21 protein-coding genes are annotated in these 26,205 nt (G+C 73.1%); 10 read left to right on the plus strand and 11 right to left on the minus strand.

The window, feature by feature from the left end; all coding sequences use genetic code 11:
• Positions 1-65 precede the first annotated feature (65 nt).
• The 3 genes from PV682_RS24350 to PV682_RS24360 all read right to left on the minus strand — a co-directional run bounded on the left by PV682_RS24350 (position 66) and on the right by PV682_RS24360 (position 4,897).
• Positions 66-1,286, minus strand: a complete 1,221-nt coding sequence (locus PV682_RS24350; protein WP_407705731.1) for a VWA domain-containing protein — start codon at positions 1,284-1,286, stop codon at positions 66-68.
• 157 nt (positions 1,287-1,443) lie between these two features.
• Complete coding sequence (locus PV682_RS24355) at positions 1,444-3,693, minus strand: DUF5682 family protein (protein ID WP_319733279.1); 2,250 nt, start codon at positions 3,691-3,693, stop codon at positions 1,444-1,446.
• A gap of 46 nt (positions 3,694-3,739) precedes the next feature.
• Positions 3,740-4,897 carry an ATP-binding protein gene (locus PV682_RS24360; RefSeq protein ID WP_319733281.1) on the minus strand — a complete coding sequence of 386 codons (1,158 nt, stop codon included), beginning with the start codon at positions 4,895-4,897 and terminating at the stop codon, positions 3,740-3,742.
• A 131-nt stretch (positions 4,898-5,028) separates the two neighbouring features.
• Here PV682_RS24360 and PV682_RS24365 point away from each other — a divergent pair, with 131 nt between their 5' ends.
• Entirely contained in the window at positions 5,029-6,360 is a 1,332-nt protein-coding gene (locus PV682_RS24365) for an SWIM zinc finger family protein (protein ID WP_319733283.1), read from the plus strand.
• Between the two features lie 31 nt (positions 6,361-6,391).
• Entirely contained in the window at positions 6,392-8,077 is a 1,686-nt protein-coding gene (locus PV682_RS24370; RefSeq protein ID WP_319733285.1) for a DUF5691 domain-containing protein, read from the plus strand.
• A 164-nt stretch (positions 8,078-8,241) separates the two neighbouring features.
• On the opposite strand, the gene PV682_RS24375 is transcribed toward PV682_RS24370, so the two are convergent.
• Complete coding sequence (locus PV682_RS24375; protein WP_319733287.1) at positions 8,242-8,664, minus strand: cobalamin B12-binding domain-containing protein; 423 nt, start codon at positions 8,662-8,664, stop codon at positions 8,242-8,244.
• A 943-nt stretch (positions 8,665-9,607) separates the two neighbouring features.
• Here PV682_RS24375 and PV682_RS24380 point away from each other — a divergent pair.
• Positions 9,608-10,435, plus strand: a complete 828-nt coding sequence (locus tag PV682_RS24380) for a lipase family alpha/beta hydrolase (protein ID WP_319733402.1) — start codon at positions 9,608-9,610, stop codon at positions 10,433-10,435.
• 257 nt (positions 10,436-10,692) lie between these two features.
• Complete coding sequence (locus PV682_RS24385) at positions 10,693-12,192, plus strand: M23 family metallopeptidase (protein ID WP_319733289.1); 1,500 nt, start codon at positions 10,693-10,695, stop codon at positions 12,190-12,192.
• A 61-nt stretch (positions 12,193-12,253) separates the two neighbouring features.
• Here the strand turns inward: PV682_RS24385 and pcrA are convergent, their stop codons facing one another.
• A complete protein-coding gene (gene pcrA, locus PV682_RS24390; protein WP_319733291.1) occupies positions 12,254-14,701 on the minus strand; it encodes a DNA helicase PcrA in 2,448 nt (815 codons plus the stop codon).
• 448 nt (positions 14,702-15,149) lie between these two features.
• On the opposite strand from pcrA, the gene PV682_RS24395 reads away from it, so the two are divergent.
• Positions 15,150-16,280: a C40 family peptidase gene (locus PV682_RS24395; RefSeq protein WP_319733293.1), complete on the plus strand. Its 1,131-nt coding sequence runs from the start codon at positions 15,150-15,152 to the stop codon at positions 16,278-16,280.
• A gap of 42 nt (positions 16,281-16,322) precedes the next feature.
• On the opposite strand, the gene PV682_RS24400 is transcribed toward PV682_RS24395, so the two are convergent.
• Positions 16,323-16,676, minus strand: coding sequence for a hypothetical protein (locus tag PV682_RS24400; protein WP_319733295.1), 354 nt, complete (start codon positions 16,674-16,676; stop codon positions 16,323-16,325).
• Between the two features lie 340 nt (positions 16,677-17,016).
• Here PV682_RS24400 and PV682_RS24405 point away from each other — a divergent pair, with 340 nt between their 5' ends.
• The gene (locus PV682_RS24405) at positions 17,017-18,102 is read left to right on the plus strand and encodes a C40 family peptidase (RefSeq protein WP_319733297.1); all 1,086 of its coding nucleotides are present in this window, start codon (positions 17,017-17,019) and stop codon (positions 18,100-18,102) included.
• Between the two features lie 12 nt (positions 18,103-18,114).
• Here the strand turns inward: PV682_RS24405 and PV682_RS24410 are convergent, their stop codons facing one another.
• Together PV682_RS24410 and PV682_RS24415 are read right to left on the minus strand one after the other, a co-directional pair.
• Positions 18,115-18,801: a LuxR C-terminal-related transcriptional regulator gene (locus PV682_RS24410; protein ID WP_055725290.1), complete on the minus strand. Its 687-nt coding sequence runs from the start codon at positions 18,799-18,801 to the stop codon at positions 18,115-18,117.
• Positions 18,798-20,087, minus strand: a complete 1,290-nt coding sequence (locus PV682_RS24415) for an ATP-binding protein (RefSeq protein WP_319733300.1) — start codon at positions 20,085-20,087, stop codon at positions 18,798-18,800. The genes PV682_RS24410 and PV682_RS24415 overlap by 4 nt, the downstream gene beginning before the upstream one ends.
• Before the next feature lie 153 nt (positions 20,088-20,240).
• Between PV682_RS24415 and PV682_RS24420 the strand changes: the two genes are divergently transcribed.
• Positions 20,241-21,614, plus strand: a complete 1,374-nt coding sequence (locus PV682_RS24420; protein WP_319733302.1) for a PspC domain-containing protein — start codon at positions 20,241-20,243, stop codon at positions 21,612-21,614.
• Positions 21,601-21,831 carry a hypothetical protein gene (locus tag PV682_RS24425; protein ID WP_319733304.1) on the plus strand — a complete coding sequence of 77 codons (231 nt, stop codon included), beginning with the start codon at positions 21,601-21,603 and terminating at the stop codon, positions 21,829-21,831. Before PV682_RS24420 ends, PV682_RS24425 begins: the two co-directional genes overlap by 14 nt.
• Here PV682_RS24425 and PV682_RS24430 read toward each other — a convergent pair.
• Positions 21,828-22,355, minus strand: a complete 528-nt coding sequence (locus PV682_RS24430; protein ID WP_319733306.1) for a DoxX family protein — start codon at positions 22,353-22,355, stop codon at positions 21,828-21,830. The two genes, PV682_RS24425 and PV682_RS24430, sit on opposite strands and share 4 nt — an antisense overlap.
• 112 nt (positions 22,356-22,467) lie before the next feature.
• Positions 22,468-23,754 (minus strand): hypothetical protein, encoded by a 1,287-nt coding sequence (locus PV682_RS24435; protein WP_319733308.1) that lies wholly within the window; start codon positions 23,752-23,754, stop codon positions 22,468-22,470.
• A 191-nt stretch (positions 23,755-23,945) separates the two neighbouring features.
• On the opposite strand from PV682_RS24435, the gene PV682_RS24440 reads away from it, so the two are divergent.
• A complete protein-coding gene (locus PV682_RS24440) occupies positions 23,946-24,821 on the plus strand; it encodes a DUF4429 domain-containing protein (RefSeq protein WP_319733310.1) in 876 nt (291 codons plus the stop codon).
• Here the strand turns inward: PV682_RS24440 and PV682_RS24445 are convergent.
• On the minus strand, positions 24,818-25,612 hold the full coding sequence (locus tag PV682_RS24445) for a class II aldolase/adducin family protein (RefSeq protein WP_109363413.1): 795 nt from the start codon (positions 25,610-25,612) through the stop codon (positions 24,818-24,820). The two genes, PV682_RS24440 and PV682_RS24445, sit on opposite strands and share 4 nt — an antisense overlap.
• Positions 25,613-25,731: 119 nt before the next feature.
• Here PV682_RS24445 and PV682_RS24450 point away from each other — a divergent pair, with 119 nt between their 5' ends.
• Entirely contained in the window at positions 25,732-26,205 is a 474-nt protein-coding gene (locus PV682_RS24450) for a pyridoxamine 5'-phosphate oxidase family protein (RefSeq protein WP_319733313.1), read from the plus strand.

Consider the following 26,205-nt stretch of genomic DNA (forward strand, 5'->3'; position numbering starts at 1 on the left):
GGGAGGGACGGGTACGAGGGGAGCCGGCCCCCCGTCCCGCCCGGCGCCCCCTCGCCCCCGGCCCCTCAGCCCGCTGCCGGCACGGGCAGCGGTCTCCTCTCCAGCGCCGCGGCCATCACCTCGGGGAACAGCTCCGGGGTGCAGGCGAAGGCGGGTACGCCCAGGGCCGCCAGCGCGGCGGCGTGTTCCCGGTCGTAGGCCGGAGCCCCTTCGTCGGAGAGGGAGAGGAGGGCGACGAACTCGACACCCGCCGCCTTCATCGCGGCGACGCGCTTGAGCATCTCGCCCTTGATCCCTCCCTCGAAGAGATCACTGATCAGTACGACGACGGTGGCGGCGGGCCGCTCGATGCGCGCCTGGCAGTACGCGAGCGCGCGGTTGATGTCGGTCCCGCCGCCCAGGTGCGTCCCGAACAGGACGTCCACCGGGTCGTCGAGCTGGTCGGTCAGATCAACGACCGACGTGTCGAACACGACGAGTCGCGTGCTGATCGTCGTCAGAGACGCCAGCACCGACCCGAACACCGCCGCGTACACCAGCGACGACGCCATCGAACCCGATTGATCCACGCATAGCATTACCCCCTTGTCGAGTGACTGTGCCGCCCGCCCGTATCCGACGAGCCGCTCCGGTACGACCGTCCCGTGGTCCGGGAGGTAGTGCCTGAGGTTGGCGGCGATGGTGCGGTTCCAGTCGATGTCGCGCGGGCGTGGCCGCCCCGTCCGCGCGCTGCGGTCGAGTGCTCCGGCGAGCGCGGCCCGGGTCCGCCCGGCGAGCCGCTTCTCCAGGTCCCGGACGACCTTGCGGACGACGGCTCTGGCCGTCTCCCTGGTGGTCTCCGGGAGTGCCCGGTCCAGCGAGAGCAGGGTGCCGACGAGATGCACATCGGCCTCGACGGCCTCCAGCATCTCCGGCTCCAGCAGCAGGGACGCGAGCCCGAGGCGCTCGACGGCGTCCCGCTGCATGACCTGGACGACCGGTGAGGGAAAGTACGTCCGTACGTCCCCCAGCCAGCGGGCCACCGACGGCGCGGACGCCCCGAGCCCCGCTCCCCTCCCCTGCCGCTCCCCCTCCTTCCCGTACAGGGCTCCCAGCGCCGCGTCCATCCCCGCGTCCCGCCCGTGCAGTTCGCATCCGGTCCCCTCCGCCTGTGCTCCCCCGAGCACCAGCCGCCATCTCCGCAACCGCTCGCGCGCCTCGCCGTCCCCCGGGAGTCCGCTCGTGTCCGTCACCGTCTTCACCTCCCCCTCGGTCGCCGCCACCGGGGCCTCCCGGCGGCATTCCATTCGTCTGATGATTCGTCAATTCGTTTTATGAGTCGGGCAGTTGCCTGGTTCTCCGGCCCCTCACTCATCGATCGCTTCAGCCTCCCCCATCGGTTCACTCATCCGCTCACCAATTTCTCAATCCCTGAAAACCCCGGCGAACCCCGGCCAACCCCCGCTAACCTGCGCCCTCACGCATCCCGAGCAGGAGCCGCACCACCGGTACGACCGCCTCGGCCCGGACCGCGTCGAGTTCCTCGGCGAACCCGGTGGTCCCCGTCGCCGCCCCGGCCGCGGTCCCCCGCCGAACGACCTCGCCCAGCGTCCGGCGCACGCCCGCGTCGAAGGCCGCGAACGTCCGCCGCAGCAGCGGCAGCACGTCCACGAACGCCTCCTCGGACACGCCGGTGAGCCAGGTGTCGACGATCGCGAGGAGCCGTTCGTCGTGGACGAGCAGCAGTCCGCCGCCCGCTCCGCCGCCGACGAACCCCTCGACCCAGTCGGCGGCCTCCCTGGGCGCGGTCCCCGGGGACAGGGCGAGCCCCATCCACCGGGCGGCCTCCTCCGGCCCGGCGTCCCCGCCGTCCAGCAGGAGCCTCGCCGCGCGCCCGCGGATCACCGCCGCGACGGAGTCCCGTCCGGCGAGGGTGCGCAGGACACCGCGCCAGCGCGCGCCCAGGTCGTCCCCTGTGCCTCCTGTGCTCTCGGCGCCTTCTGTGCCTTCTGTGCCTTCTACGAGCAGCGCCACGGCCCCGTGGACGGCGTCCACATGCGCGCGTATCTCGCCGGCCGCGTCGGTGTCGAGGCCGGTGCAGGCGGCGGGCAGGCCGACGCAGATCCGCAGGGCGAGACCTGCGGCGACCTCGGCGAGCGCGCCGGTGTCGGTGCCCCGGACGTCGCCGTAGCGCAGGGCGCGGACGAGCGCGGGGAGGGCCTGGGCGAGGTGGCCGACGTCGGTGTCGAGGGCCGCGCGGTCGGCGAGGGCCCGCATCACCTCCGGGAGGGCGTCGGTGAGGCCCGCCAGGAGGCAGTGCTCGGCGAGGGCGGTGACCTCGGCGAGGGCGCGCGCTGCGACGGCGTCGGCCTGGGCCTTCGCGGTCGCGGCGGCCTGGACCGTCGTCCCCCAGCCGCCCGCCTCGGCGACCCGTACGGCCAGTTCGGGTTCCCAGCGCAGCCGCCAGGTCTCCCGGAAGGTCCCCGTGGCGCCGCGCGCCTCCAGCGGTGTGCCCCAGTCGACGCCGAGCAGGCGCAGCCGGTGCAGCAGGCGGCTGCGCGCGGTGTCGGTGTCGCCCCGCAGGTCCAGGTCGACCTCCCGCCCGGCCGCCTCGGGGCGCAGCCGCAGCCGGCGCTGCTCGCGCTCCAGGTCGCGGCGCAGGGGCACGGCGGGCGCCTCGTCGGGGACCTCCCCCATGACGTCCCCGACGACGAGCCGGTCCCACACGAGCGCGAGCGGTACGTCCGACCCGTCGCACAGCACCGCGCGCGCCGCGTCGGTCGCCTCCCCGAGCCCCGCCAGGGGCCTGCCCCGCAGTGCCGCGAGCGTCTCGGCGAGCCGTACGGCCTCGATGACGTGCGCCGGGGAGACGATCCGGTCCTCCTCCCGGAGCAGCCGCGCGACCTTCGTCATCCACCGTTCGACCGGCCGGTCCGGCGCGCCGAACAGGTGCCCGTACCAGCCCGGCGACTCGATGCCCGCGCCGTACCCGCCCGCCCGCGCGAGCCTGCGGTACGTCCACGGCACCCACGTCAGTTCAGCCCTGGCCTTCGGCAGTCCCTTCAGGAGCGCGCGGTCGGCGGCGACGGTCGTACGGCGGCGCAGCGCGGGCACGTGCCAGGCGCCGCACACGACGGCCACGCCGTCCTCGCCGAACTCCTTCACCGCCGCCCGCGCGTGGAGCCGCATCTGGGCTTCGCGTACGGCGTCCCGCGGGTCCTCCTGGTCGTCGTACGCCTCGCGGACCGCGCCCATGGCCTCCTCGACGGCGGCGAACGGGTCGCCTGTGCCCCGGTGTTCGATGACGTCCTCCCACCAGCGCTCCGGGTCGTCGTGGCCGGCGGCCTCGGCGAGGGCGCGCAGGGGGTCGACGCGCAGGGCGGTGGGGGCGGTCGCCGGGGGCGCGGCGAGGGTGTGGGCGGCCGGCAGGTCGATGAAGCGGGCCTGTGCGCCGTGTGCCAGCGCCCATGTGAGGGCCGCCCACTCCGGGGAGAACTCGGCGAACGGCCAGAACGCGGACCGTCCGGGTTCGTCGACGACGTGGGCGAGCAGGGCGACCGGCGCGCGCATGTGCGCGTGGGCGATGAGCGGCACCAGCGCGTCCGCGTCGGACGGGCCCTCGATCAGCACGGCCCGGGGCCGTGCCTCCTCCAGCGCCCTGGTCACGGCGCGGGCCGAACCCGGTCCGTGGTGCCGTACCCCCAGCAGCTTCATCGTCCTCACCTCCTTCCGGGCCACTTGCTGTCGTCGTTGTCGCTGGTCACGCGCTCGCCTCCCGGCAGGCGCGGTAGAAGTCCGTCCACCCCTCGCGCTCGCGGACGACCGCTTCGAGGTACTCCTGCCAGATCCCCCGGTCGGACGCCGGGTCGCGGACGACCGCGCCGAGGATCCCGGCGGCGACGTCGGCCGGGCGCAGCACGCCGTCGCCGAAGTGGGCGGCGAGCGCGAGGCCGCTCGTGACGACGGAGATGGCCTCCGCCGTGGAGAGCGTGCCGCTGGGCGACTTGACCTTGGTGCGGCCGTCGGCGGTGATTCCGTCGCGCAGTTCCCGGAAGACCGTCACGACGCGCCGGATCTCTGCGATGCCGTCCGGGACGGCGGGCAGGTCCAGGGAGCGGCCGATCTGCTCGACGCGCCGGGCGACGATCTCGACCTCCGTCTCCGCGCTCGCGGGCAGGGGCAGCACGACCGTGTTGAACCGGCGGCGCAGCGCGCTGGACAGTTCGTTGACCCCCCGGTCGCGGTCGTTGGCCGTCGCGATGACGTTGAACCCCCGTACGGCCTGCACCTCCTGGCCCAGCTCCGGGACGGGGAGGGTCTTCTCCGAGAGGATCGTGATCAGCGAGTCCTGCACGTCGGCCGGGATGCGCGTCAGCTCCTCGACGCGGGCCGTCATCCCCTCGGCCATCGCCCGCAGCACCGGGCTCGGTACGAGGGCGGCGCGGCTCGGGCCGTGCGACAGGAGCTGCGCGTAGTTCCAGCCGTAGCGGATCGCCTCCTCCGGGGTCCCGGCCGTGCCCTGCACGAGGAGCGTCGAGTCGCCGCTGACCGCCGCCGCGAGGTGCTCGGACACCCACGTCTTGGCGGTGCCGGGGACGCCCAGCAGGAGCAGTGCGCGGTCCGTGGCGAGCGTGGAGACGGCGACCTCCACGATCCGGCGCGGGCCCACGTACTTCGGCGAGATCACCTCGCCGTCGGGCAGCGTGCCGCCCAGCAGGTACGTCGCCACCGCCCACGGTGACAGCTTCCAGTTCGGGGGGCGCGGACGGTCGTCCTGCGCGGCCAGCGCGGCGAGTTCGGACGCGAAGGCGGTCTCCGCGTGCGGGCGCAGGACAGTCTCGGCGACGGGTGTCGCGTTCGCGAGCGCGGCGTGGTTCTGGGTCGGTTCGGCGGACGTCGGTCCAGCGGTGAAAGACATGGCTGAGGCCCCCTCCAGCTCGGCCGGTTCGGATCTGGTTCCACCATGCACCACCCCACTGACAATCGCCCTGACCTGCACAAACGCTCTGTCGAGGGCGATTGTCAGTGGGGGGTTCTACCGTCGGTGTCATGACTCAGCAGGGGGTGCGCCGGACCGCGGACCAGGTGCTGGCACTGGCGCCTGACGACGCGTCGCGCAAAGCGGGGAGCGAACTGGCCGAGGCCGGGCGGTGGTCGGGTGCGGGCTGCTCCGGGGCGGGGGTGGTGTGGGGGGTGTACGAGGCGGGCGGGGCGTCGTACCGGGCGCTCGCCGACCTCTCGGGCGCCGGGGGGCTCGTGTCCGTGTGCGGCTGCCCGGGCCGGAAGTCGCCGTGCGAGCACGTGGTGGGGCTGCTGCTGCTCTGGGCGGCGCACGATCCGGCCGTGCGGGAGGGGGTGGCGCCGGACTGGGTCCGGCGGGGCGGCCCGCAGGAGGCGTCGCCGGCGAAGGGCGGCGGCCTGGCCGATCCGGAGGCGGCGCGGCGGCGTGCCGAGCGTCGGGCCGCGCGGATCACCGCGGGCGTCGTGGAGTTGGAGCAGCGGCTCGGCGATCTGGTCCGGTCGGGGCTCGCGGGGGCCGAGCGGGAAGGGTACGGGCTGTGGGAGGAGACGGCGGCCCGGATGGTCGACGCGCAGGCGCCGGGGCTCGCCGCGCGCGTGCGCGAGGTGGGCGCGATACCGGCCTCCGGCCCCGGCTGGCCGTCCCGCCTGCTGGAGGAGTGCGCCCTGCTGCACCTCCTGACCCGGGCGTGGCTCCACCGGACCGGCCTGCCCGAGGAGTTGGCGGCGGCGGTCCGCGCGCACGTCGGCCTGCCGACGACCCCGTCCGGCCCGCCGGTCCTCGACGACTGGCTCGTCCTGGCCCAGTACGACACGTCGGACGGCAGGCTGACGACCCGTCGCAGCTGGCTGTACGGCGCGGCCACCGGGCGTACGGCGCTGGTCCTCTCGTACGGTCCCGCGGGCCGCGCGCCCGAACTGGCCCTGCCGGTCGGCCTGTCCGTGCGCGCGGAGGTCACCGCCTATCCGGTCGGCCCCCGAGTCGCGCTGGGGGACCTGTCCGCCGCTCCGGTCCCGACGGCCCTGCGGCCTCCCGGTGTCACGCCGGGCGAGGCCACCGCTCTCTACGGCACCGCGCTCCGGGCCGATCCGTGGCGGGAATCCGTGCCGGTGACGCTGGGCGGGGTCGTGCCGACTCCCGTCGGTGACTCCTGGCACCTCGCGGACCTGGAGGGGAAGACCGCGCTTCCCCTCACCCCGGCCGCTCTGTCCCGTTCCGGGCTCTGGCGGCTCGTCGCGCTCTCCGGCGGGGCTCCCGTCACGGTGTTCGGGGAGTTCGGGCATCGGGGGTTCACGCCTCTGACGGCATGGTCACCCGATCGGGGTGAACCGATCGCGGGGTTCGTTCCGATCTCCTCGTGAAGGCACCGACATCGCAGGAAAGGGCGGGGTCATGAACGGCACATCTTCATCCGGTCTCTGGGACGAGTTGGTCACGGCGGCGCTGCTGGGCACGAATCGGCGGTCGGTCCCGGAGGCGGTGGGCGCGCGCGGCGGGGAATCGTCGCCGGGTTCGGCTCGGGGGCGAGCGCCGGATCCGCCTGACGGCCCTCTCGCCGAACCGCCTCGCCCGAAAGACGCCCCCGCCGTCCTCCTCGACGCCGCCGCCACGGAAACCCTCCGTCGCAGGGCCGGTCTCCTCCCCGGGCTCGCCGCGCCCCCTCTTCCGCTGTCCCCGGAGGACTTCCGGCGCCCCCTGCCGGCTCCGGCCGCCCGGCGTCTGGCGCTCCTGCTCGCCGACCGTGCCGCGCAGGCAGGTGGCAGGCGGGGAGCGGCCCCGGACCTCATGGAGCTGCTCCCGCAGTGGCTGGCGGCGGCCAACGCGCACGGGTACGCGCCGCCCCCTCAGGTGCTGCCCGCGTTGCTGGACGCGGCCAGGGGGCGGACGGATCTGCGGCCGGCGGCGCTGGAGTTCGCGGGGCCGAGGGCGCTGTGGCTGGCGCGGCTCAACCCGGACTGGCGGTTCGCGCTGCGGGCGACGGCCGGGGACGGGGTGGCGCTGCCGGGGCCCGAGGAGACCGAGCGGGTACGACGGCTGTGGGAGGAGGGGCTGTTCGCGGAGCGGGTGACGCTGCTGATGGCGCTCCGCGCGCGGGACGCCGACGGGGCGCGCGAACTGCTCGCGGAGACGTGGGCGACCGAACGTGCCGAGGACCGTCTGATGTTCCTGGACTCCCTGCGGGCCGGGCTCGGTCCGCGCGACGAGCCGTTCCTGGAGCAGGCCCTCTCCGACCGCAGCCGCAACGTGCGCTCGACGGCGGCGGAACTGCTCTCCGCGCTGCCCGGTTCGGCGCTGGCCGCGCGGATGGCGGCCCGCGCCGGTACGTGCGTCGCCGTCGACCACCTGGCCGAGGTCCCGACGATCGGGGTGGAGGCACCGCACGAGTGCGACGCGGGCATGGAGCGCGACGGGGTGATCAGGACGGCTCCGACGGGGCGCGGTGAACGGTCGTGGTGGCTGGGGCAGTTGGTGGAGGCGGCGCCGCTCGGCGCGTGGTCGGCGCGGCTGGGGGGCCGGACGCCGGAGGAGATCGTCGCGATGCCGGTGGCGGACGGGTGGGCCGACGAGCTGCACGCGGCGTGGTGCCGGGCCGCCGTACGGCAGGGGGACGCGGAGTGGTCGCGGGCGCTGCTCGGGGCGCCCTCGGCGCCGGATGCGGGCGGGCCCGGCGCCGTCTCGCTGGCCGAGCGCGCGCGGCTCCTCGGGACACTGGCTCCGGCCGAACGCGCCGACTGGGTCGCCGGGTTCATCGCCGCGCACGGGCTGTCCGAGGCGTTCCAGCTCCTCGGAGTCTGCGCAGTCCCCTGGGCGCCGGCCCTCGGGCGCGCCGTAGTCGACGCCCTCGACATCGCCCGCGACGCCGGCAGCTACCCGTGGAGCTTCAGCGGCGTCATGGGCCTCGCCGAACGCTGCCTCGCCCCCGAGGAGGCCACCCGCCTCGACGCGCTCCTCTCCGTACCGGAGGAGTCCGAGAACACCGCCCCCGGCGCCGGAAGCTACTGGGCGGAGGCGTTCCAGAGACTCGCGGCGACACTGCGGCTGCGGGGCGAGATGCGGCGGGAACTGGAGGGGGCGTGAGGCCGGCCGGGGTGAGGGCGCGCCGCGCGGGGTGCGGGTGTCGCCGACGCCGCTCCCCGGAGCCCCCAGCCTGCCGCCGACGCCGCTCGCCGGAACCTTCAGGCTGCCGCCGGCACCGCTCCCCAGCCCCCTCAGCCTGCCGCCGACGCCGCTCGCCGGCCCCCTCAGCCCCCGGAAACCGCCGACTGCCGCACGTTCCCCCGCACCCACTCCACGATCGACTGAGTCGTGGCCCCGGGGGTGAAGATCTCCGCGACGCCCTGTTCCTTGAGGCGCGGGATGTCGGCCTCGGGGATGATGCCGCCGCCGAAGACGAGGATGTCGTCGGCGGAGTGTTCACGCAGGAGGGCGATGACCGCGGGGAAGAGCGTGTTGTGGGCGCCGGAGAGGATGGAGAGCCCGATCGCGTCGGCGTCCTCCTGGATCGCCGTGTCGACGATCTGTTCCGGGGTCTGGTGGAGGCCGGTGTAGATGACCTCCATCCCGGCGTCGCGCAGCGCACGCGCGATGACCTTGGCCCCGCGGTCGTGGCCGTCGAGCCCCGGCTTGGCCACCACGACGCGGATCCGGCCGGCTGCCACACCCATCACTGCCTCCCTGGAGGGATCGCCTCGTCGGTGCCCCTGTGGCCCGGACGCCCCAGGCCCACAGTGGCACGAGAAGTGAACGAACGTTTCCTACAGCTTCCCGCAACCTGCCGTTTCACGGCGAAGGGCGAGGGGCACATCACACAGTGGGACACGTTCGCCGCGCACCGCTCCCCTCGCAGCACGGGGGAACAAGCGCAACGGGAGCCGCAACGAGGTCGCCGTACCGCCGCGCCGTGGCCACGCGCCGCGGCGGTACGGCGAGTCGGCGCAGGCAACTGGGGGCACCTCCCGGGCCATGGGCTCCGGGGGGAGGGCACGAGCAGAGCAGGTACGGCACGACAGCGGGGAAGCCTCGTCGCCACACCGGCAAGGACCCTCGCCGCGTCACGGGTGATCGCGCGGCCCGGCCACCCCCTCCGCACCGCCCCCCACCGCCTCACCGTCCCCCTCCGCCCGGCCTCCCACGAGGGCACACGGGGGAACAGAGCCGTTCCTCCCGTGCGCCGACAGGAGGAGGCCGGCCATGACACACGCCACGCAGACCCCGACGGCCGCGACCGAAGGCGAGGCCCCCGAAGCCGAGCCCGCAGCCGACACCCGGCCTCAGCCGCCGGCCGCGCTCCCCGCCCCCACCGACCCACCGGCCCACGCCAAGGAACCGGCACCCCGCGCACAGCCTCCGATCCCGACGCCGACCGCGTTCCCCTCCCCCACCGAACCCCCGGCCCACGCCGACGAGCCGGCACCCGACGCGCAGCCCCCCGCCGCCCCACTGGCCCACGCCAAGGAACCGGCACCCGACGCGCAGCCTCCGGCCGACGGCCGGACCCCGGGACCGATCCCGGCCCCGACCTCGGCCGAACCCCCCGCCAAAGCCCCCGCCAAAGCCGCCGCACCAGCCACCCCCCATACCGCGCCCCCCACCCCCACCCCCAACCCCCTGAAGCGCCTGATCCCCGCCTGCCTGACCACCCTCTCCACAGCCCTGTGGAAAGCGACGGCCCTGGAGCTCGCGATCCTCGCCGGGCACCTCCTCCTCTACCCCACCGGCATCACGCAGGAGCGCCCGGCCCCGGCCCCCACCACCCCCGACGACGAGGCCCCCCGGCTGCCGACCGCGCCTCGCCCCCCGGTCGTCCTCCTGCACGGCTTCATCGACAACCGCTCCGTCTTCGTCCTCCTGCGCCGAGCCCTCGCGGAGCGCGGCACGCGTTCCCTCACCTCGCTCAACTACTCCCCCCTGACCTGCGACATCCGCACGGCGGCGGAGCTGCTGGCCCGGCACATAGAGGACGTCTGCGAGCGCACGGGCAGCCGCCAGGTGGACGTGGTCGGGCACAGCCTCGGCGGTCTGATCGCCCGTTACTACGTGCAGCGCCTCGGCGGCGACATCCGCGTCCGCACGCTGGTCACGCTCGGCACCCCGCACGGGGGCACGCGCGCGGTCCCGCTGGCGAACGCGCACCCGATCGTGCGCCAGATGCGCCCCGGCTCACCGCTGCTGGAGGAGCTGGAGCGCCCCGCGCCGGGCTGCCGGACGCGTTTCGTGAGCTTCTGGAGCGACATGGACCAGGTGATGGACCCGCCGGAGACGGCGTGCGTCGACCACCCCGACCTGCTCGCCGAGAACATACGGGTCACCGGCATCGGCCACCTCGCCCTGCCGGTGCACCCGGCCGTGGCAGCGGGCATACGCGAGTCCCTGGACGCGAACCTCCCGCACCGGCCGGCGTCCGACACACGGCGAAACGGCTTGACGGTCGCCTGAGACCCACCCGGCGAGACCCCTCCGGCGAAACCCGCCCGAGCCCCGGCCACCCCCCTCACGAACCCCCCTCACCCCACCCCGCCTCGAACACTCATCGAACACATCCCCAAACCCACGCCCGCCCTCCCCCGAAACACGGCCGAATGCCCGTTTCCCGCAAGGGTGAAACCTGACGAAGATTGTCGTGCCCGTATACCGCCGGGTACAGTCACCGCACTGCTCTGGCAGCCCCTGTTGTCGAGGCGAAAGAGAAGTTGGTGGACGATCGTCACCCGTCGGGGATCCTGACCACCCCGGCCCCGGCCTCCGACGCCGACCCGGCGCATTCGGCGCCGTACGGCACCCAGGAGGCCGCGTACGACGACGTCACCTCCTCCTACGCCGGCTACGACACCGGCACGTACGCGACGGGCGGCTACGACACCGGCGCCTGGCAGACGGCGACGGGCAGTCACCAGAACCTGAACTACGACCCGTACGCGGCCCAGCACCACGCCGCGTACGACACGGGCGCGTACGACACGACGGGCTGGCAGGCGGACTACCAGCAGCTGTCCGCGATCCCCACGCAGGCCCCGGCGCACGACGACGGCACGGGTCAGTGGGACGCGCGGACCTGGCTCCCCCCTGAACAGACGGGCGGACCCGCCGACCAGACCCAGCAGTGGGAGTGGGGGACGCAGAGTTTCGACACGGGCGCGTACGACGCGACGGAGTGGAACTCGGCGAGCACCCCGGACGTTCACGAGACACCGGACGTCCACGAGACGAACGGCGACGGATACGGCCCCACCGACCCCACCGCCGCCGCGTACGGCAGCCCCGAGCACGACCTCCCCTTCGACCAGCAGCCGACCACCACGTTCGAGGCGACGCCCCTCGCCGAGACCGGTGAGCTCCCCGTCCTCCCAGACGGCCACCTCCTGGACGGCCAGGAGGAGACGGCCCCCGCCGAAGTCCTGCGCTCCGGCACCGACCACCACGGCCCCACCCCCCGCCCCGGAGGCCGCGCGGCGAACCGCGCGGCCCGCCGCAAGCCCCCCGCGAAGCGCTCCGCGCTCCTGACCGTCGCCGTCCCCTCGGCCTGCGTGATGAGCGTCGCCGGTATCGCCGCCGCCTCGGTCGGCACGTTCAGCGACGACACCCAGGAGACGACCGCCTCGGCCGCGGAGCCGAAGTCGGTCAAGCCGTCCGCCGCGAACAACAAGCTGGACACCCAGCTGGCGAGCCTGAGCGCGGAGGCCGACGCGTTCGCGGACCGCGCGAGCCGTACGCAGGAGCGCATCGACCTCAAGGCGCAGCAGGAGGCCGAGAAGAAGAAGGCCGCGGCGGAGGCGGCGCGCCTGGAGCGGCTGCGCCCCAAGTACGCGCTGCCCGTGGCCCAGCACGGCCTGAGCGCGTACTACGGCCAGTCCGGCATCAACTGGATGTCGATGCACACCGGCATCGACTTCCCCGTCGCGTACGGCACCACGGTGATGGCCATGACCGACGGTGTCGTCCGCACCCAGTGGAACAGCGCGTACGGCAACATGATGATCGTGACGGCGAAGGACGGCACGGAGACCTGGTACTGCCACCTCTCCAGCTACCGCGTCGCGTCGGGTACGACGGTCAAGGCCGGCGATCCGATCGCCTACTCCGGCAACTCCGGCAACTCCACGGGACCGCACCTGCACGTGGAGGTCCGGCCGAACGGCGGCTCGTCGATCGACCCCCTGTCGTGGCTGCGCAGCCACGGGCTGGACCCGACGTAAGCACGTCGCGTACGACGACGGAGGGGCTCGCACCGCGCAGGTGCGGGCCCCTCCGTGTTCTTCAGAGCTTCTCGACCGGCGCGTACCGCAGCAGGAGCCGCTTCGGCTTCCCCTCGCCGAAGTCGATCGTCGCCTCGGCCTTGGCCCCCGCGCCCGCCACGCCGACGACGGTGCCGAGGCCGAACTGGTCGTGGGTGACCCGGTCCCCGACGGCCAGCGCGATCGCGGGCTTCTCCTCGGCGCCCCGCCGCGTGGCGAACCCGGAGGCGCCCTTCGCGGAGGACCTGGACGACGACAGGGACGAGGTGACGGCGGACGGCGGCGCGGCCGGCGCCCCCGTCCGCTTCCAGTCGACGTGCGTCCCCGGGATCTCCTCCAGGAACCGCGAGGGCGGGTTGTACGAGGGCTGCCCCCAGGCACTGCGCAGCGTGGACCGCGTCAGGTACAGCCGCTCGCGCGCCCGCGTGATCCCGACGTACGCGAGCCGCCGCTCCTCCTCCAGCTCCTTGACCTGGCCGAGGGCACGCATGTGCGGGAAGACGCCGTCCTCCATGCCGGTGAGGAAGACGACGGGGAACTCCAGCCCCTTGGCGGTGTGCAGGGTCATCAGCGTGATGACGCCCGAGCCGTCCTCGTCCTCGTCGGGGATCTGGTCGGAGTCGGCGACCAGCGCGACGCGCTCCAGGAAGTCCGCGAGCCCGCGCGGCGCCGACTCGTCTTCCCCGGTCTCCTGCTCGAACTCCAGGGCCACGGAGGCGAGTTCCTGGAGGTTCTCGATGCGGGTCTCGTCCTGGGGGTCGGTGGAGTTCTGCAACTCGGCGAGGTAGCCGGTGCGTTCGAGTATGGCCTCCAGGACGGTGGCGGGTCCGGCGCCGGACTCGACGACCGTACGGAGGTCGTCCATCAGCTCGTTGAACCGCTTGACGGCGTTCGCGGAGCGCGCGGCCATGCCGTACGCCTCGTCGACGCGCTTGAGCGCCTGCGGGAAGCTGATCTTCTCGCGCTGGGAGAGCGCGTCGATCATCGCCTCGGCGCGCTCGCCGATGCCGCGCTTGGGGACGTTGAGGATGCGGCGCAGGGGGACGGAGTCCTCGGGGTTGGCGAGGACGCGGAGGTAGGCCAGGACGTCCCTGACCTCCTTGCGCTCGTAGAAGCGGACGCCGCCGACGACCTTGTAGGGCAGGCCGACACGGATGAAGACCTCTTCGAAGACACGGGACTGGGCGTTGGTGCGGTAGAAGACCGCGACGTCCCCGGCCTTGGCCGCGCCCTCGTCGGTGAGGCGGTCTATCTCCTCGGCGACGAACTGGGCCTCGTCGTGCTCGGTGTCGGCGACGTAGCCGGTGATGCGGGCGCCCGCGCCGGCGTTGGTCCACAGGTTCTTGGGCCTGCGGGACTCGTTGCGCTCGATGACCGCGTTGGCGGCGGACAGGATCGTCTGCGTGGAGCGGTAGTTCTGCTCCAGCAGGATCGTCGTCGCGTCCGGGTAGTCCTCCTCGAACTGGAGGATGTTGCGGATGGTCGCGCCGCGGAAGGCGTAGATGGACTGGTCGGCGTCACCGACGACGCAGAGCTCGGCGGGCGGCAGATCGACTTCCCCGGAGCCCACGAGTTCCCGTACGAGCGCGTACTGCGCGTGGTTCGTGTCCTGGTACTCGTCGACCATCACGTGCCGGAAGCGCCGCCGGTAGTGCTCGGCGACGTCGGGGAACGCCCGCAGCAGGTTGACGGTCGTCATGATCAGGTCGTCGAAGTCGAGGGCGTTGGCCTCGCGCAGCCGCGACTGGTAGAGCGCGTACGCCTGGGCGAGGGTCTTCTCGAAGCCGTCGTTCGCCTGGGCGGCGAAGTCCTCCTCGTCGATCAGCTCGTTCTTGAGGTTGCTGATCTTCGCGCTGAACGACTTCGGCGGGAACCGCTTGGGGTCGAGGTCGAGATCCCGGCAGACGAGGGCCATCAGCCGCTTGGAGTCGGCCGCGTCGTAGATCGAGAACGACGAGGTGAAGCCGAGCTTCTTGGACTCCCGGCGCAGGATCCGTACGCACGCGCTGTGGAAGGTCATGACCCACATGGCGTTCGCACGCGGGCCGACGAGCTGCTCGACGCGCTCCTTCATCTCGCCGGCGGCCTTGTTGGTGAAGGTGATGGCGAGGATCTGGCCCGGGTGGACGTTCCGCTCGGCGAGCAGGTACGCGATGCGGTGGGTCAGTACGCGGGTCTTGCCGGACCCGGCGCCGGCGACGATGAGCAGGGGCGAGCCGGCGTGGATCACCGCCGCCCGCTGGTTGTCGTTCAGCCCGTCGACGAGCGCGGCGGAGTCCAGCACCGGGCGGGGGGCGCCGCCCCGGTAGTGGGTGTCACGGTCCGGCGGCAGGTCGAACTTCCCGTCGAACAAATCGGCCGGGATTGGCTCCGGGCCCTGCTCGTCCTCGGGCGGCGGAGGGGGTTCCTCGGCATGCCCGCGCGGGGCCTGGAGGTCCGCCAGGAAGCTGTCGTCAAAGAGGCTGCTCATCGCTCTCCGAGTCTAGAGGCCGCGACTGACAACCGGACCCGGTCCCCCGCATTGCCCTTGCTCACCTTCCGGATCGCCTCTATCACAACCCGTGATGACCTGCGGGGACTTCGACACAGGTCACAAAAACGTATCGGGCAAATCGCCCGCCAACCTTCACAGAAGCCACACGAGTTGGCTACCGTGCCGGTCAAGGCCGCCTGTCCCCCACCGGCGAACGTCGCCGGGCCGAGCGGCCTCCGCCGAGTCCGGCCCGCCCCCGTGCGCGAGGCAGCCGGAGCCGGGGACCCACCGAGAACTCGGGGTGAATCGGCCGACCTCCGCCGGGGAAGGCCGTAGGGCAACCTTCCGCAGCAGCACCCCCGCCCGAACCCTCCTCCAGCGCCTGCGCGGCCTGGGGGACCCCCACCGCTAACCCGGCAGCGGACAAAGGAAGGAGTCGCCTCCATTGGCGTCACAACGCAAGCTCCGCTGGACGGGCATGCGCGCGTCAGGCATCGGCGCCCCCGCACTCGCCACGGCCGCGATCACGTCCATGGCGATGTTCTCCCAGCCCGCTGAGGCCACCGCGAACCCGTCCGACGACGGCAGACCTACCCTGGAGGACGTCGAGGCCAAACTCGACGCCTTCTACAGCAGCCAGTCGGGATCGAAGAAGGACGCGGCGGCCAAGGAGAAGGAGACCAAGCGCGCCAAGACCTTCCTCGACACGGCGGCCCGCTACCGCACGCAGGAGCCGCCGCTGCTCCCGCCGCCGCCCGCACTGCCGCCGCTCCCGTCGTTCCCGCCGTCGATCACCCAGGGACCCGACCGGGCCCCCGCCGAGATCCCTGCCCAGGCCCCCGCCCAGGTCTCCGGCCGGGCCCCCGCCCAGGCCCCCGGCCACGACTACGACTTCACGGCCGGCCCGGAGAACTTCACGAGCGCGCCCGCAGGCCACCCCACAAGCCACGAGGCCGCACCGAGAAGCGCCGACCGGATCCCGGACTGGTCCGACGGAATGCCGCCGAACCACCCGTCGTTCCCGGAACTCCCCCTGCCGACGACGCTCCTGGCCACCCCCGGAACAACCGCCCCCGAAACGGACGCCCCGGAAAGCGACCTCAGCCACGCGAAATCCGTAGTCCAGGGAAAACTGAGCAAAGCGCAGGCCCTGCTGTCCTTCCACACCGCCGGACAGCAGAAAGCGACCCCCCGCCAAGCGGAATCCACCCCGATATCCGCCGAGGCGGAAAGAGCCCTCGCCTTCGCCCGCGAACAACTCGGCAAACCGGTCGTCCTGGGCGCCGCGGGCCCCGGCTCCTTCGACGGCCCCGGCCTCACCCAGACCGCCTGGAAATCCGCCGGAGTGGCCCTGCCCCGCACCGCGTTCGGCCAGGTCACGGCGGGCAAGCCGATCCGCCTCCCGGACGCACGCCCCGGCGACCTGGTCTTCTTCCACGACGCCATCACGCACGTCGGCATCTACATCGGCGAGGGCCGGATGATCCACGCCCCGCGCCCCGGCGCGTACGTGTGCGAGGAATCCATCCACTTCGCGGGAACGTCGGAGATCCACAGCGTGGTACGCCCGGCCTGAACACGTGTAACCACCGGTAATACAGAAACGCCGCCGCGGACCTCAGGTCCAGAGCACGGCGATGAAGACATTGACGGCGGTGAGCAGCCCGACGAGCCCGAACAGGGGCTTCTCGACCTTCTCGTCGTCCCTCTTCACATAGGTCAGCCCGAGAATGACGACCAGCAGCGCCAGCTTCACGCCGATCTTGACGTTGTCGACATGCTGGTCGTCGGCCTGGTTCAGCCCGACCAGGATCACCCCGGTGACCAGCATGGTCGCGGCCCCGTGCAGCATCCCGGGGACGAAGCGGGCGGTGCCCTGCCCCATCGCCTTCAGCTGCGTGAGGAACCCGCCGAGCAGCGCGGCGATGCCGATGATGTGCAGGCCGACGAAGAAATGGATGAGTACGTCCATGAGGCCGGAGCCTAATCAGCGCCTCCCGGCCCCGTAGCAGCCGCCCCCGCCCCGGCGGGCCGATTCCCCGCACTCGGTCAACCCCGCGCCCCGCCCCGCCCTCGAAGGCGGGATCGGTACGCAGATACGGTCACCCGACAACTCTCTGGAGCCACTTCCGCACATCGCGTTACTCAAACGTCACAGTGCGGCCTAGCGTCCTGCCCCAGGTGCCCGGCTCCCCACCGCCGCCCGGGCCAGGGGCGGCAGTCGGACACCACCGCCGAGAAGGTCCGGCGGCGTCGCGCTCCCCCTGTGCGGGGCGTCGCCGGACGTGCGGCTCCCCGTACGAGAGGACGCAGTGGCAGCGCACCGCAAGCCCCGTCAGCGCGCGAACGTCGCGCACACCGCCCGTACCGCCGCCACCCTCGCCCTCGCGGGCGCGGCGACCGCGACGGCCTTCGAGGGGACCGGCCACGCCGAGCCCGCCCCGACGGCGGCCCAGGTGAAGGCGAAGGTGGACCAGCTGTACCGGGAGGCCGAGGTGGCCACCGAGCAGTACAACGGCGCCCGGGAGAAGGCGGACACGGCCCAGCGGCGGCTCAACTCCCTCCAGGACGAGGCCGCGCGGCAGGAGGCGAGCCTCAACTCCGAGCGGGACAAGCTGGGTTCGCTCGCCGCCGCCCAGTACCGCGACGGCGCGCTCGACCCCGCCGTACAGCTCGCGCTCTCCGGTGACCCGGACCGCTACCTCGACGGTGCCGCGTTCGCGGAGCGCGCGGGCGACCGGCAGTCCGCGGCGGTCTCACGGGTACGGCGGCGGCTCGCCGAGGTCGAGCGGCTGCGCGGCGCGGCGCGTGTCGAACTGGCGTCGCTCACCGCACGCCGGGCGGAGCTGCGGCGGCACAAGGAGACGGTGACGGGGAAGTTGGCGGCGGCGCGGAGTCTGCTGGGCCAGCTCTCCGCGCGGGAAAGGGAACAGGTCACCGGAGAGGGCCAGGTGACGTCACCGCGCGCCTCCCGGAACGGGCGCACCACCCTGCCGGGCACGGCCCAACCGGCGGCGGCCCCGTCGGGTACCCGGGCACAGGCCCCCAACTCCCGCGCGAGGGCCGCCATTTCGTACGCCTACGCCAAACTCGGCAGCCCCTACGTCTGGGGCGCCACCGGCCCCGACGCCTTCGACTGCTCCGGTCTGATCCAGGCGGCGTACCGTTCGGCGGGCCTGGCCCTGCCCCGTACCACGTACGCCCAGATCGGCGCGGGACAGCGCGTCTCCCGCTCCCAACTCCTCCCGGGCGACCTGGTGTTCTTCTACTCGGGCATCAGCCACGTGGGCCTGTACATCGGCGACGGGCAGATGATCCACGCCCCGAACCCGTCAAGTCCCGTACGCGTCGCCCCGATCGACGAGATGCCGTTCGCGGGGGCGACACGGGTGGCGTGACCCGGCGAGCCCTCACACCAGCCGGCGAGCCGTGGCCCACCGGGTCAGCTCGTGCCGGTTGGACAGCTGCAACTTCCGCAGTACCGCGGAGACATGGGACTCGACGGTCTTGACGGAGATGAACAGCTGCTTGGCGATCTCCTTGTACGCGTACCCGCGCGCGATCAACCGCAGGACCTCGCGCTCGCGTTGGGTCAGCCGGTCGAGGTCCTCGTCGACCGGCGGCGCGTCCGTCGAGGCGAACGCGTCGAGGACGAAGCCCGCGAGGCGGGGCGAGAACACCGCGTCGCCCTCCTGGACGCGGAAGACGGAGGCAACCAGATCCGCGCCGTTGATGTTCTTCGTGACGTACCCGCGCGCACCGCCCCGGATCACGCCGATGACGTCCTCGGCGGCGTCGGACACGGACAGCGCGAGGAACCGCACCGGCCGCTCGGGGTCGGACGCCAGGTCGGCGCAGCGGCGCAGGACTTCGACGCCGCCGCCGCCGGGCAGGTGGACGTCGAGGAGGACGACCTCGGGCCGGGTCGCCGTGATGACGGTGACGGCCTGGTCGACGTCCGCGGCCTCCCCGACGACCTCGACGCCGGTCTCCTCGGTGCGGCCGATCTCGGCCTGGACCCCCGTACGGAACATCCGGTGGTCGTCGACGAGGACCACCCTCACCCGGCGCTCAGGACCCGTCTCTTCGCTCGTCACGTCTTCTCCGCCCTCTCCATCTCCAGCTCGACTTCGGTGCCGCCGCCGGGCACGGCCCGCAGCCGTGCCGTACCGCCGTTGCGCTCCATGCGCCCGATGATCGACTCCCGTACGCCCATGCGGTCGGCGGGGATCGTGTCGGGGTCGAAGCCGGGGCCCCGGTCGCGGACGGACACGAAGACGGTACGTCCCTCGACCTCGGCGTAGACCTGGACGGCTCCGCCCTCGCCACCGTACTTGGCGGCGTTGACCATCGCCTCACGCGCGGCCTGCATCTGCGCGGACGTCCGCTCGTCGAGTTCGCAGTCGCCGACCACGACGACCTCGATGGGGACGCCGTGCTTGTCCTCGACCTCGGCGGCGTTGCGGCGTACCGCGTCGGCGACGGTGGTGGGTTCGTCGGCCTCGTCCTTGCCGGTGCCCTCGGGTTTGTACAGCCAGGTGCGCAGGTCGCGTTCCTGGGCGCGGGCGAGGCGGCGGACCTCGGCGGCGTTCTCGGCGTTGCGCTGGATCAGGGTGAGGGTGTGCAGGACGGAGTCGTGGACGTGCGCGGCGACCTCGGCACGCTCCTGCGCGCGGATGCGCATCAGCCGTTCCTCGGAGAGGTCCTGCGTCATACGGACGAGGTAGGGGCCCGCGAGGAGGGTGATGCCGACGAGGACGGCGAGCGCCGCCTGGAGGACCGAGCCGAGGTGCGCGGCGGAGCCCTGGAGGACGAAGACGCCGGAGACGCCCGCGGTGACCAGGAGGATGCCGCCGAGGGTGCGGACCAGCGTCAGGGTGCGCCGGCGGCTGCCGACCTCGACCCAGCGGGCGCGGCGCGCGTTGTCGGCCTGCCGCCAGACCAGCGCGACCCCCGCGCCGACCAGCACGATCGGCAGGAAGTACACGCGGGCGCCGTTGCCCAGGTCGACGCTGCCGACGAAGACCATCGCGAGGACGACCATGAGGAGCAGGGCGAGGATCTGGCCCCGGTCCGGCTTGCGCGCGACGAGCCTGCGGCGGCCGTCGGGCGCGGTCTCCGTCGTGACGAGGGACGGCGGCGGCTTGCCGCCCACCCCGCCGACGCCCAGGGGTACGAAGAACCAGAACGCGGCGTACAGCAGCGCGCCGAGCCCCTCGGCCATGAACATGCCGGCGAACATGAGCCGGACCCAGATCACGGGCAGCCCGAGGTGCCCGGCGAGGCCCCGCGCCACTCCGCCGAGCCAGCGGCCGTCGCTGCTGCGGTAGAGCTTGCGCAGAGGCCGCGGTTCGACGAGGGGTGCGGTTGCGGGGTCCGGCATACGGACGATGGTCACACGGAACGACACCCCCTGGCATCAGGGTCCACCCCCGAGACTCCCCTGATCCCCCCACCTCGCCCCGGGCCCGATATCAGGGTCCGACCAGGGTCCTCCCGGCTCCCATACCCCCCTCGGACCCGCCACCATGGACCCATGGCAGATCACGAACCCGCCGCGAACCCGGGGGGAGCCGCGGCCTCGCCCGAAGCCACCGGCACCACCACCGCCGAAAAGCCCGTCCCCCCCGCCCCTCTCGCCTTCCGTCGCGACCGTGATCACAAGCTCATCGCCGGTGTCTGCGCGGGCCTCGGGCGGCAGTGCGACATGGACCCGGTGATTTTCCGCATCACCCTGGCCGTGCTGTCGGCGACGGGCGGTGTCGGCCTCATCTTCTACGGCTTCGCCTGGCTCTTCGTCCCGTACGCGCACGACGACGAGAACGAGGTACGCCGGCTGCTGACGGGCCGGGTCGACGGGCAGGCGCTCGCCGCCGTGCTGTTCGCCCTGGTCGGCTGCGGCATCTTCCTGTCGATGCTGGGCAACGGGAACGTCCTGACGTTCGCGGTGATCCTGTCGCTGTTCCTCGCGGGCGCGGGCTACTGGTCGCGGCACCGCGACACCTCGGACCCGGCCCCCCTGACCGCGCAGGCCACCGCGGACGCCCCGCCGGAACCGCAGGCCCCGCCGATCACGGCGACGCTGCCGTCCTGGTGGCGCGACCCGATCGTGAAGGACGGCACGCACAACGGGGGCACCGGCTACCTGTGGGGCCCGGGCGAGCCCGCCGACGCCACCCCGCCCGCCTTCTCCTGGCCCGGCCTGCACTCCCTGCACCGCGGCTTCCCGCCCCGCCAGCGGCCCCGGCACCACGCGACGGCGGCCCAGGACCGGCGCGGCCCGCGCTGGATCGGCGGCCGGCTGTTCTTCCTCGCGCTGGTCGCCGGTGTCCTGACCACCCGCCTGACCTGGGACGACCACCCCCTGGGCACGACGCTCCAGGCGGGCCTGTCGGCGGCCCTGATCGTGCTGGGCCTCGGCATCGCGGTGAGTTCGTTCCTGGGCCGCACGGGCGCGGGCTCCTTCTTCCTGGCCCTGGTCACGGCGGGCCTGCTCGCCGCGACGGCGGCCGTACCGAAGAACATCACGACGCAGTGGCTGGACCGGACCTGGAGCCCGGTGACCGCCACGCAGCTCCAGAGCTCGTACGACCTCGGCACGGGCAAGGGCACCCTCGACCTGACGGCGCTGGCCCTGCCGAAGGGCTCCAGCGCCGCCACCGAGGTCACCGTGGGCCTGGGCAAGCTGCACGTGATCGTCCCGCAGGGCACGACCGTACGGCTCAGCGCCGACGTGGGTCTCGGGGACATCCAACTGCCGGACGACAAGAAGGAGGACGTGGACGTGCAGCCGGGACGCCACCAGGACCTCACCCTCACGCCGCCCGCCGGTACGATCCCGTCCGGCACCCTGGACCTCGACGTCCACGTGGGCCTCGGCCAGCTGGAGGTGTCCCGTGCCGCGTCATGAGTTCCGCCCCGGCCGTCTGCTCGCGGGCCTCTTCCTCGGCCTCGCGGGCGCGCTCTACGCGGGCGACGCCGGGGGCCTGTGGGAGACGCCGTGGTTCGCGATGTTCCCGATGGTCATGTTCGGCCTGGCGGTCGCGGGCGTGGCGGGCGCGACGGCCCGTACGGTACGCAAGCGCCGGGCCCGACGCCCCGGCGCTCCCGCGGAACCGGCCCCCTAGAGGCCCCTGGAGGCCCGCCGCCGTTCCTTGAGCAGCGCGTCGACCGACGCCACCGACGCCCCGGCGAGCACCAGCGGCAGCCAGGCCATCATGTACGGCAGGTCGTTGCCGTAGTAGTACGGGTCCGAGGCCCAGCTGACCGTCAGCCACAGGCTGAGCGAGATGAGCAGTCCGCCGAGGGCGGCGATCCGCGTCAGCAGCCCCAGCAACGCGCCGATCCCGACGGCGAGTTCGCCGAGCGCGATGGCGTACCCGAACCCGACGGGGCTCTTCAGCGCCAGGTCGACGAGGGCGGGGATCGCCGAGGAGTCCCGTACGGCGCGCATGGTGTCGCCGAGGGACCCGGCGCCGGAGTCCTTCATGAACGCGCTGTCGGTGAGCTTGTCGAGCCCGGCGTAGATGAACGTCACGCCGAGGAAGATCCGCAGCGGTACGAGCGCGTACCGCGTCGCCACGTCACGCCAGCCCTGCCCGCCGCCACCGACCGAGGAAGGGTAGGTATCCGTACGCATCCCGTGAGCCATTGCCGTCGCCGCCTCTCGTCCACCACACCGTGCACCCCTCACCAGACGATACGGACGCGCGGTGCCCGCGGCTCACCGTCGGCCGTTACTGACAGCAAAGCGACAGCGGGCGCTATTCGGCCACGTCGATCGCGTACCGCCCGGTCTCCACCCCGGCGGCGGTCACGACCTGCACCTCCACCCGCCCGGGCTCCACCTCGGCGGGCACCGGCACGGTCAGCACGGCGTCGGTCGGATTGCTGAACCCCCCGACGACGGGCACCAGCGGCACGTGCACATGCACGGCCCCCACCCGTACGACCATCCGGGCGAGCCGGTCGGCGCTCTGCGCCCCGGGCGGTACGAATCCGGCGCCCCGGATCTCGATGTCGTCCCCGGTGCGGATGGGCCCGTCGAGGTCACCGGCCTCCCGGGACCGGACGACGGACAGGATCACCGGCCGCCCGCCCTCGGCGTACTTCCCGGCGAGGTAGGTCCCCGCCGACACGAGCACGACCAGCGCCAACCCCCAGGGCAGATCGGGCAGTTGATCGGGCCGCCGGGCGAGCCGCACGCAGGTGAACACGAGGGCGACCCCGCTGATCACGACGTACTGGATGTCGGCGAACGCCCCGCGCCCGGAGTCGTCGGTCAGCAGGTCGGCGGCACGCGGCCGGTGCGCCCGCACCTTCTGCAACCGCTGCGCCAGCACCCGCACCCCCACAACCCGCCTGACCAGCACGGCGATTCCACAGACGACGGCGAGCACGGTCACCACGCCCGCGCCCCGCGCGAGATCGAGCCCGTCGATCAACGCGTCCCGCTCGCCGGCCCCGGACGCCCCGGCCAGCTCCCCCACCAGCACGAGCACCGAGTACGCGACGACCAGCACCCAACTCCCGGCGACCACACGGGAGGTGGAGAGCCGGTTGTCCTCCCCGACGACCGGCGCGAGCGCCCCGCCCTTCCCGCGATGGAACCAGGCTGCGGCGCTCAGCGCGCACCCCACGACGACCGCCGCGAGCAGCCCCGCCGTCCGCGCACCGCTCCACCCCGCCCCGACCGCCGTGAGCGCCTGCACGAGCAGCAGCACGAGCACGCCCGCCCACACGGCCACGACGGTCCACCGCCACAGCCCGGCGAGCCACGCCTCCCCCTCGGCGCGCCCCCGCTCGGCGACGTCCCCGGCGGACTGGGTCAGTTCCTCGGACACCCACTGCCGGGAGGCGAACGCCGAGTGCGCGACGGCCGCCGGCACCCCCTCACCGGCCGCGAAGGAGTCCCGCCGCGCGAGGAACGCGGCGACGGCCCGCCGATGTCCTTCCCGGGCCCCGTGCGGACACCCGCCGCACGTGCATCCGCCCGTGTGGACGCCCCCGGCGTCGACACCGGCCCCCTGCCCCGCTTCCCGCACCGCCACGCCCGACGACCGCCTTCCCGCGACCAGAGTGCACCCTCGCCAGAAGACCGGACAGCCCCGACAACTCCCGTGCGACGAGAGCGAATTGTGCCCTACCGGGACCCTTCCGCGCTGACCCGCCCGACGACCGGGACGAACCGAACACCGAACGTCCACAGAAGCCCTGTTGACCCCCCTGGGACAATTCCCCTATGGCCGAGATCATCCAGCGCGACGGGACCTGGGCCTTCGACGGTACGACCGTGCGGATCACCCCCGGTCTGCACCGCACCGTCCCCCTGTTCCGCCAGACGTACGGCGAGGTCGCGCTCCCCCTCGAAGCGGTCGCCGGTGTCGTCTACGAACCGGAGCGCAGGCGCGGCCGGTTACGGGTCCGGCTGCGCGAGGGCGCCGATCCGCTCCTCCAGGCGACCGGCGGCCGGCTCCCCGAACCGGCCGACCCCTACCGCCTGCTGGTGGACCCGGACAGCGCCGGGACCGCCGAGTTCCTCGCCGAGGAGATCCGCAACGCGCTGCTCCTGGAGCAGATCCCGAAGGACCCGACGGCCGGCTACCTCCTCCCCGGCCCCCCGGTCCCCGTCTCGGTCCGCTCCTCGGACGGCACGGTCTCCTTCGACGGCACCCGGGTCCGCATCGACTGGGCGGACACCTCGGACCGGGTGAAGCGGGCGACGGGCCCGCGCGTGATCGGCGTCGGGGACGTCGTGCGCGTCGAGTGGATGCCCAACTCCGGTTACGACGACGGCTTCCTGCGGTTCGTCACCCGGGACACGGTCTTCTCGAAACTCCCGCCGGAGAAGGACCCGTACACCCTGGACCTGTGGGGCAACACCCGCCGCGACCTGCTCACCGCCCTGGTCGCGACGGCCGTCACGGCCCGCCTCCCGCACCCGTCGGCCCGTCCGCTCCGCGAGGACTTCCCGGCCCTGCCCCCGCCGCCGGCCGACCACCACGACGTACTCCTGCGCCGTCTGCGGGAGTTGGGGGAACTGCACCGCGCCGGGGTCCTCACGGACGAGGAGTTCACGCGGACGAAGACCGTGGTTCTCAGGGGGTTCGGAAGCTAGCTGAGGAGATCCGGTTCGCTGCGGCTGATGTCCTGCCACAGCGGCTGGTAGTTGATCCACGCGACCAGGTCCCCGCCCAACTGCTCGCGCGTGGCGGTCGCTTGACGCCGTTCGATCAGCACCGGGCGCCCGGCGGCCTTCGCGGTCAGCTGCACCTGGCTCGACCGTTCCATGGACAGGAACCACCAGGCGGCGGCGTCCACGGAGTCCCCGACGGTCAACAGCCCGTGGTTGCGCAGGACAAGGGCCTTCCGCGACCCCAACGCCGAGGCGATGCGCCGCCCTTCGTCCGCGTCGACGGTCACCCCGGTGTACGTGTCGTACAGCGCGTGGTCCTCGAAGAAGGCGCAGCTCTCCTGCGTGATCGGGTCGAGCAGTTCCCCGAGCGCGGCGAGCGCCCTGCCGTACACGGAGTGGCAGTGCGCGACGGCGACGACGTCCGGGCGCGCCGCGTGCACCTGCGCGTGCACGGTGAACGCGGCCTGGTTGACGTGGTAGCTCCCCTCGACGACCTGCCCCTCGGCGTTCGCCAGCACCAGATCGCTCACCGTCACGTGCTTGAACGGCACCCCGAACGGGTTCACCCAGAAACAGTCGCTGAACTCCGGGTCCCGCGCGGTGATGTGCCCCGACACCCCGTCCTCGAACCCGAGCCGCCCGAAGATCCGTACGGCGCCCGCGAGCCGCTCCTTGCGGTGGCGCCGCTCGTCCTCGGGCGACTCGTGCGTCGGCGGCAGGGCGAACCGGAGCCGGTCGGTGGGCAGCGGGGCAGGCGGGGTGGGCCCGGACATCGGTCCTCCAGCGATGGACTGCTCTACAGGGCCGGAAGTTACCGCCGGTCAGCGGAAAAAGGCAGGGCCGCGCGGGAAAGGCGACAGGAGATGTCGGGATACGCCGGGACACTCACAGCATGAACACGAACTGGGCCGCTTTCCGCACCGCCGAACCCGACCTCGCCGCGACCGTCGAGGCGCGGTTCGCGCAGCACACGCACCAGGTCCTCGCGACGCTCCGCAAGGACGGCTCGCCGCGCACCAGCGGCATCGAAGTCCGCTTCCACGACGGCGAGTTGTGGCTCGGCATGATGACCGGCTCCCTCAAGGCCCGTGACCTGCGCCGGGATCCGAGGTTCGCGCTCCAGGCGAACCCCGGCGAGGGGACGAGCCTGGGCGGGGGCGACGTACGGATCTCCGGGCGGGCGCTGGAGGTCGAGGACGGCCCGCTGAAGGCGTCGTACGTGAAAGAGGTGGAACCGCCGGAGCCGTTCCACCTCTTCCGCGTCGAACTCACCGACGTCACACGGACGTTCGTGGAGGACGAGACCTATCTGGTCGTCCAGCTCTGGGAGCCCGGCAGGCCGGTGCGCACGATCAAGCGCACCTGA

This window comes from Streptomyces niveiscabiei (genome assembly GCF_033794345.1).
GTDB lineage: Bacteria > Actinomycetota > Actinomycetes > Streptomycetales > Streptomycetaceae > Streptomyces > Streptomyces niveiscabiei.

What these genes read in the sequence shown, in the direction of transcription:
- pcrA (WP_319733291.1), bottom strand. Translation starts at nt 14,701, where the DNA reads ATGAGCAGCCTCTTTGACGACAGCTTCCTGGCGGACCTCCAGGCCCCG.
- PV682_RS24450 (WP_319733313.1), top strand. Translation starts at nt 25,732, where the DNA reads ATGAACACGAACTGGGCCGCTTTCCGCACCGCCGAACCCGACCTCGCC.
- PV682_RS24430 (WP_319733306.1), bottom strand. Translation starts at nt 22,355, where the DNA reads ATGGCTCACGGGATGCGTACGGATACCTACCCTTCCTCGGTCGGTGGC.
- PV682_RS24350 (WP_407705731.1), bottom strand. Translation starts at nt 1,286, where the DNA reads ATGGAATGCCGCCGGGAGGCCCCGGTGGCGGCGACCGAGGGGGAGGTG.
- PV682_RS24420 (WP_319733302.1), top strand. Translation starts at nt 20,241, where the DNA reads ATGGCAGATCACGAACCCGCCGCGAACCCGGGGGGAGCCGCGGCCTCG.
- PV682_RS24370 (WP_319733285.1), top strand. Translation starts at nt 6,392, where the DNA reads ATGAACGGCACATCTTCATCCGGTCTCTGGGACGAGTTGGTCACGGCG.
- PV682_RS24415 (WP_319733300.1), bottom strand. Translation starts at nt 20,087, where the DNA reads ATGCCGGACCCCGCAACCGCACCCCTCGTCGAACCGCGGCCTCTGCGC.
- PV682_RS24375 (WP_319733287.1), bottom strand. Translation starts at nt 8,664, where the DNA reads ATGGGTGTGGCAGCCGGCCGGATCCGCGTCGTGGTGGCCAAGCCGGGG.
- PV682_RS24355 (WP_319733279.1), bottom strand. Translation starts at nt 3,693, where the DNA reads ATGAAGCTGCTGGGGGTACGGCACCACGGACCGGGTTCGGCCCGCGCC.
- PV682_RS24365 (WP_319733283.1), top strand. Translation starts at nt 5,029, where the DNA reads ATGACTCAGCAGGGGGTGCGCCGGACCGCGGACCAGGTGCTGGCACTG.
- PV682_RS24400 (WP_319733295.1), bottom strand. Translation starts at nt 16,676, where the DNA reads ATGGACGTACTCATCCATTTCTTCGTCGGCCTGCACATCATCGGCATC.
- PV682_RS24360 (WP_319733281.1), bottom strand. Translation starts at nt 4,897, where the DNA reads ATGTCTTTCACCGCTGGACCGACGTCCGCCGAACCGACCCAGAACCAC.
- PV682_RS24445 (WP_109363413.1), bottom strand. Translation starts at nt 25,612, where the DNA reads ATGTCCGGGCCCACCCCGCCTGCCCCGCTGCCCACCGACCGGCTCCGG.
- PV682_RS24440 (WP_319733310.1), top strand. Translation starts at nt 23,946, where the DNA reads ATGGCCGAGATCATCCAGCGCGACGGGACCTGGGCCTTCGACGGTACG.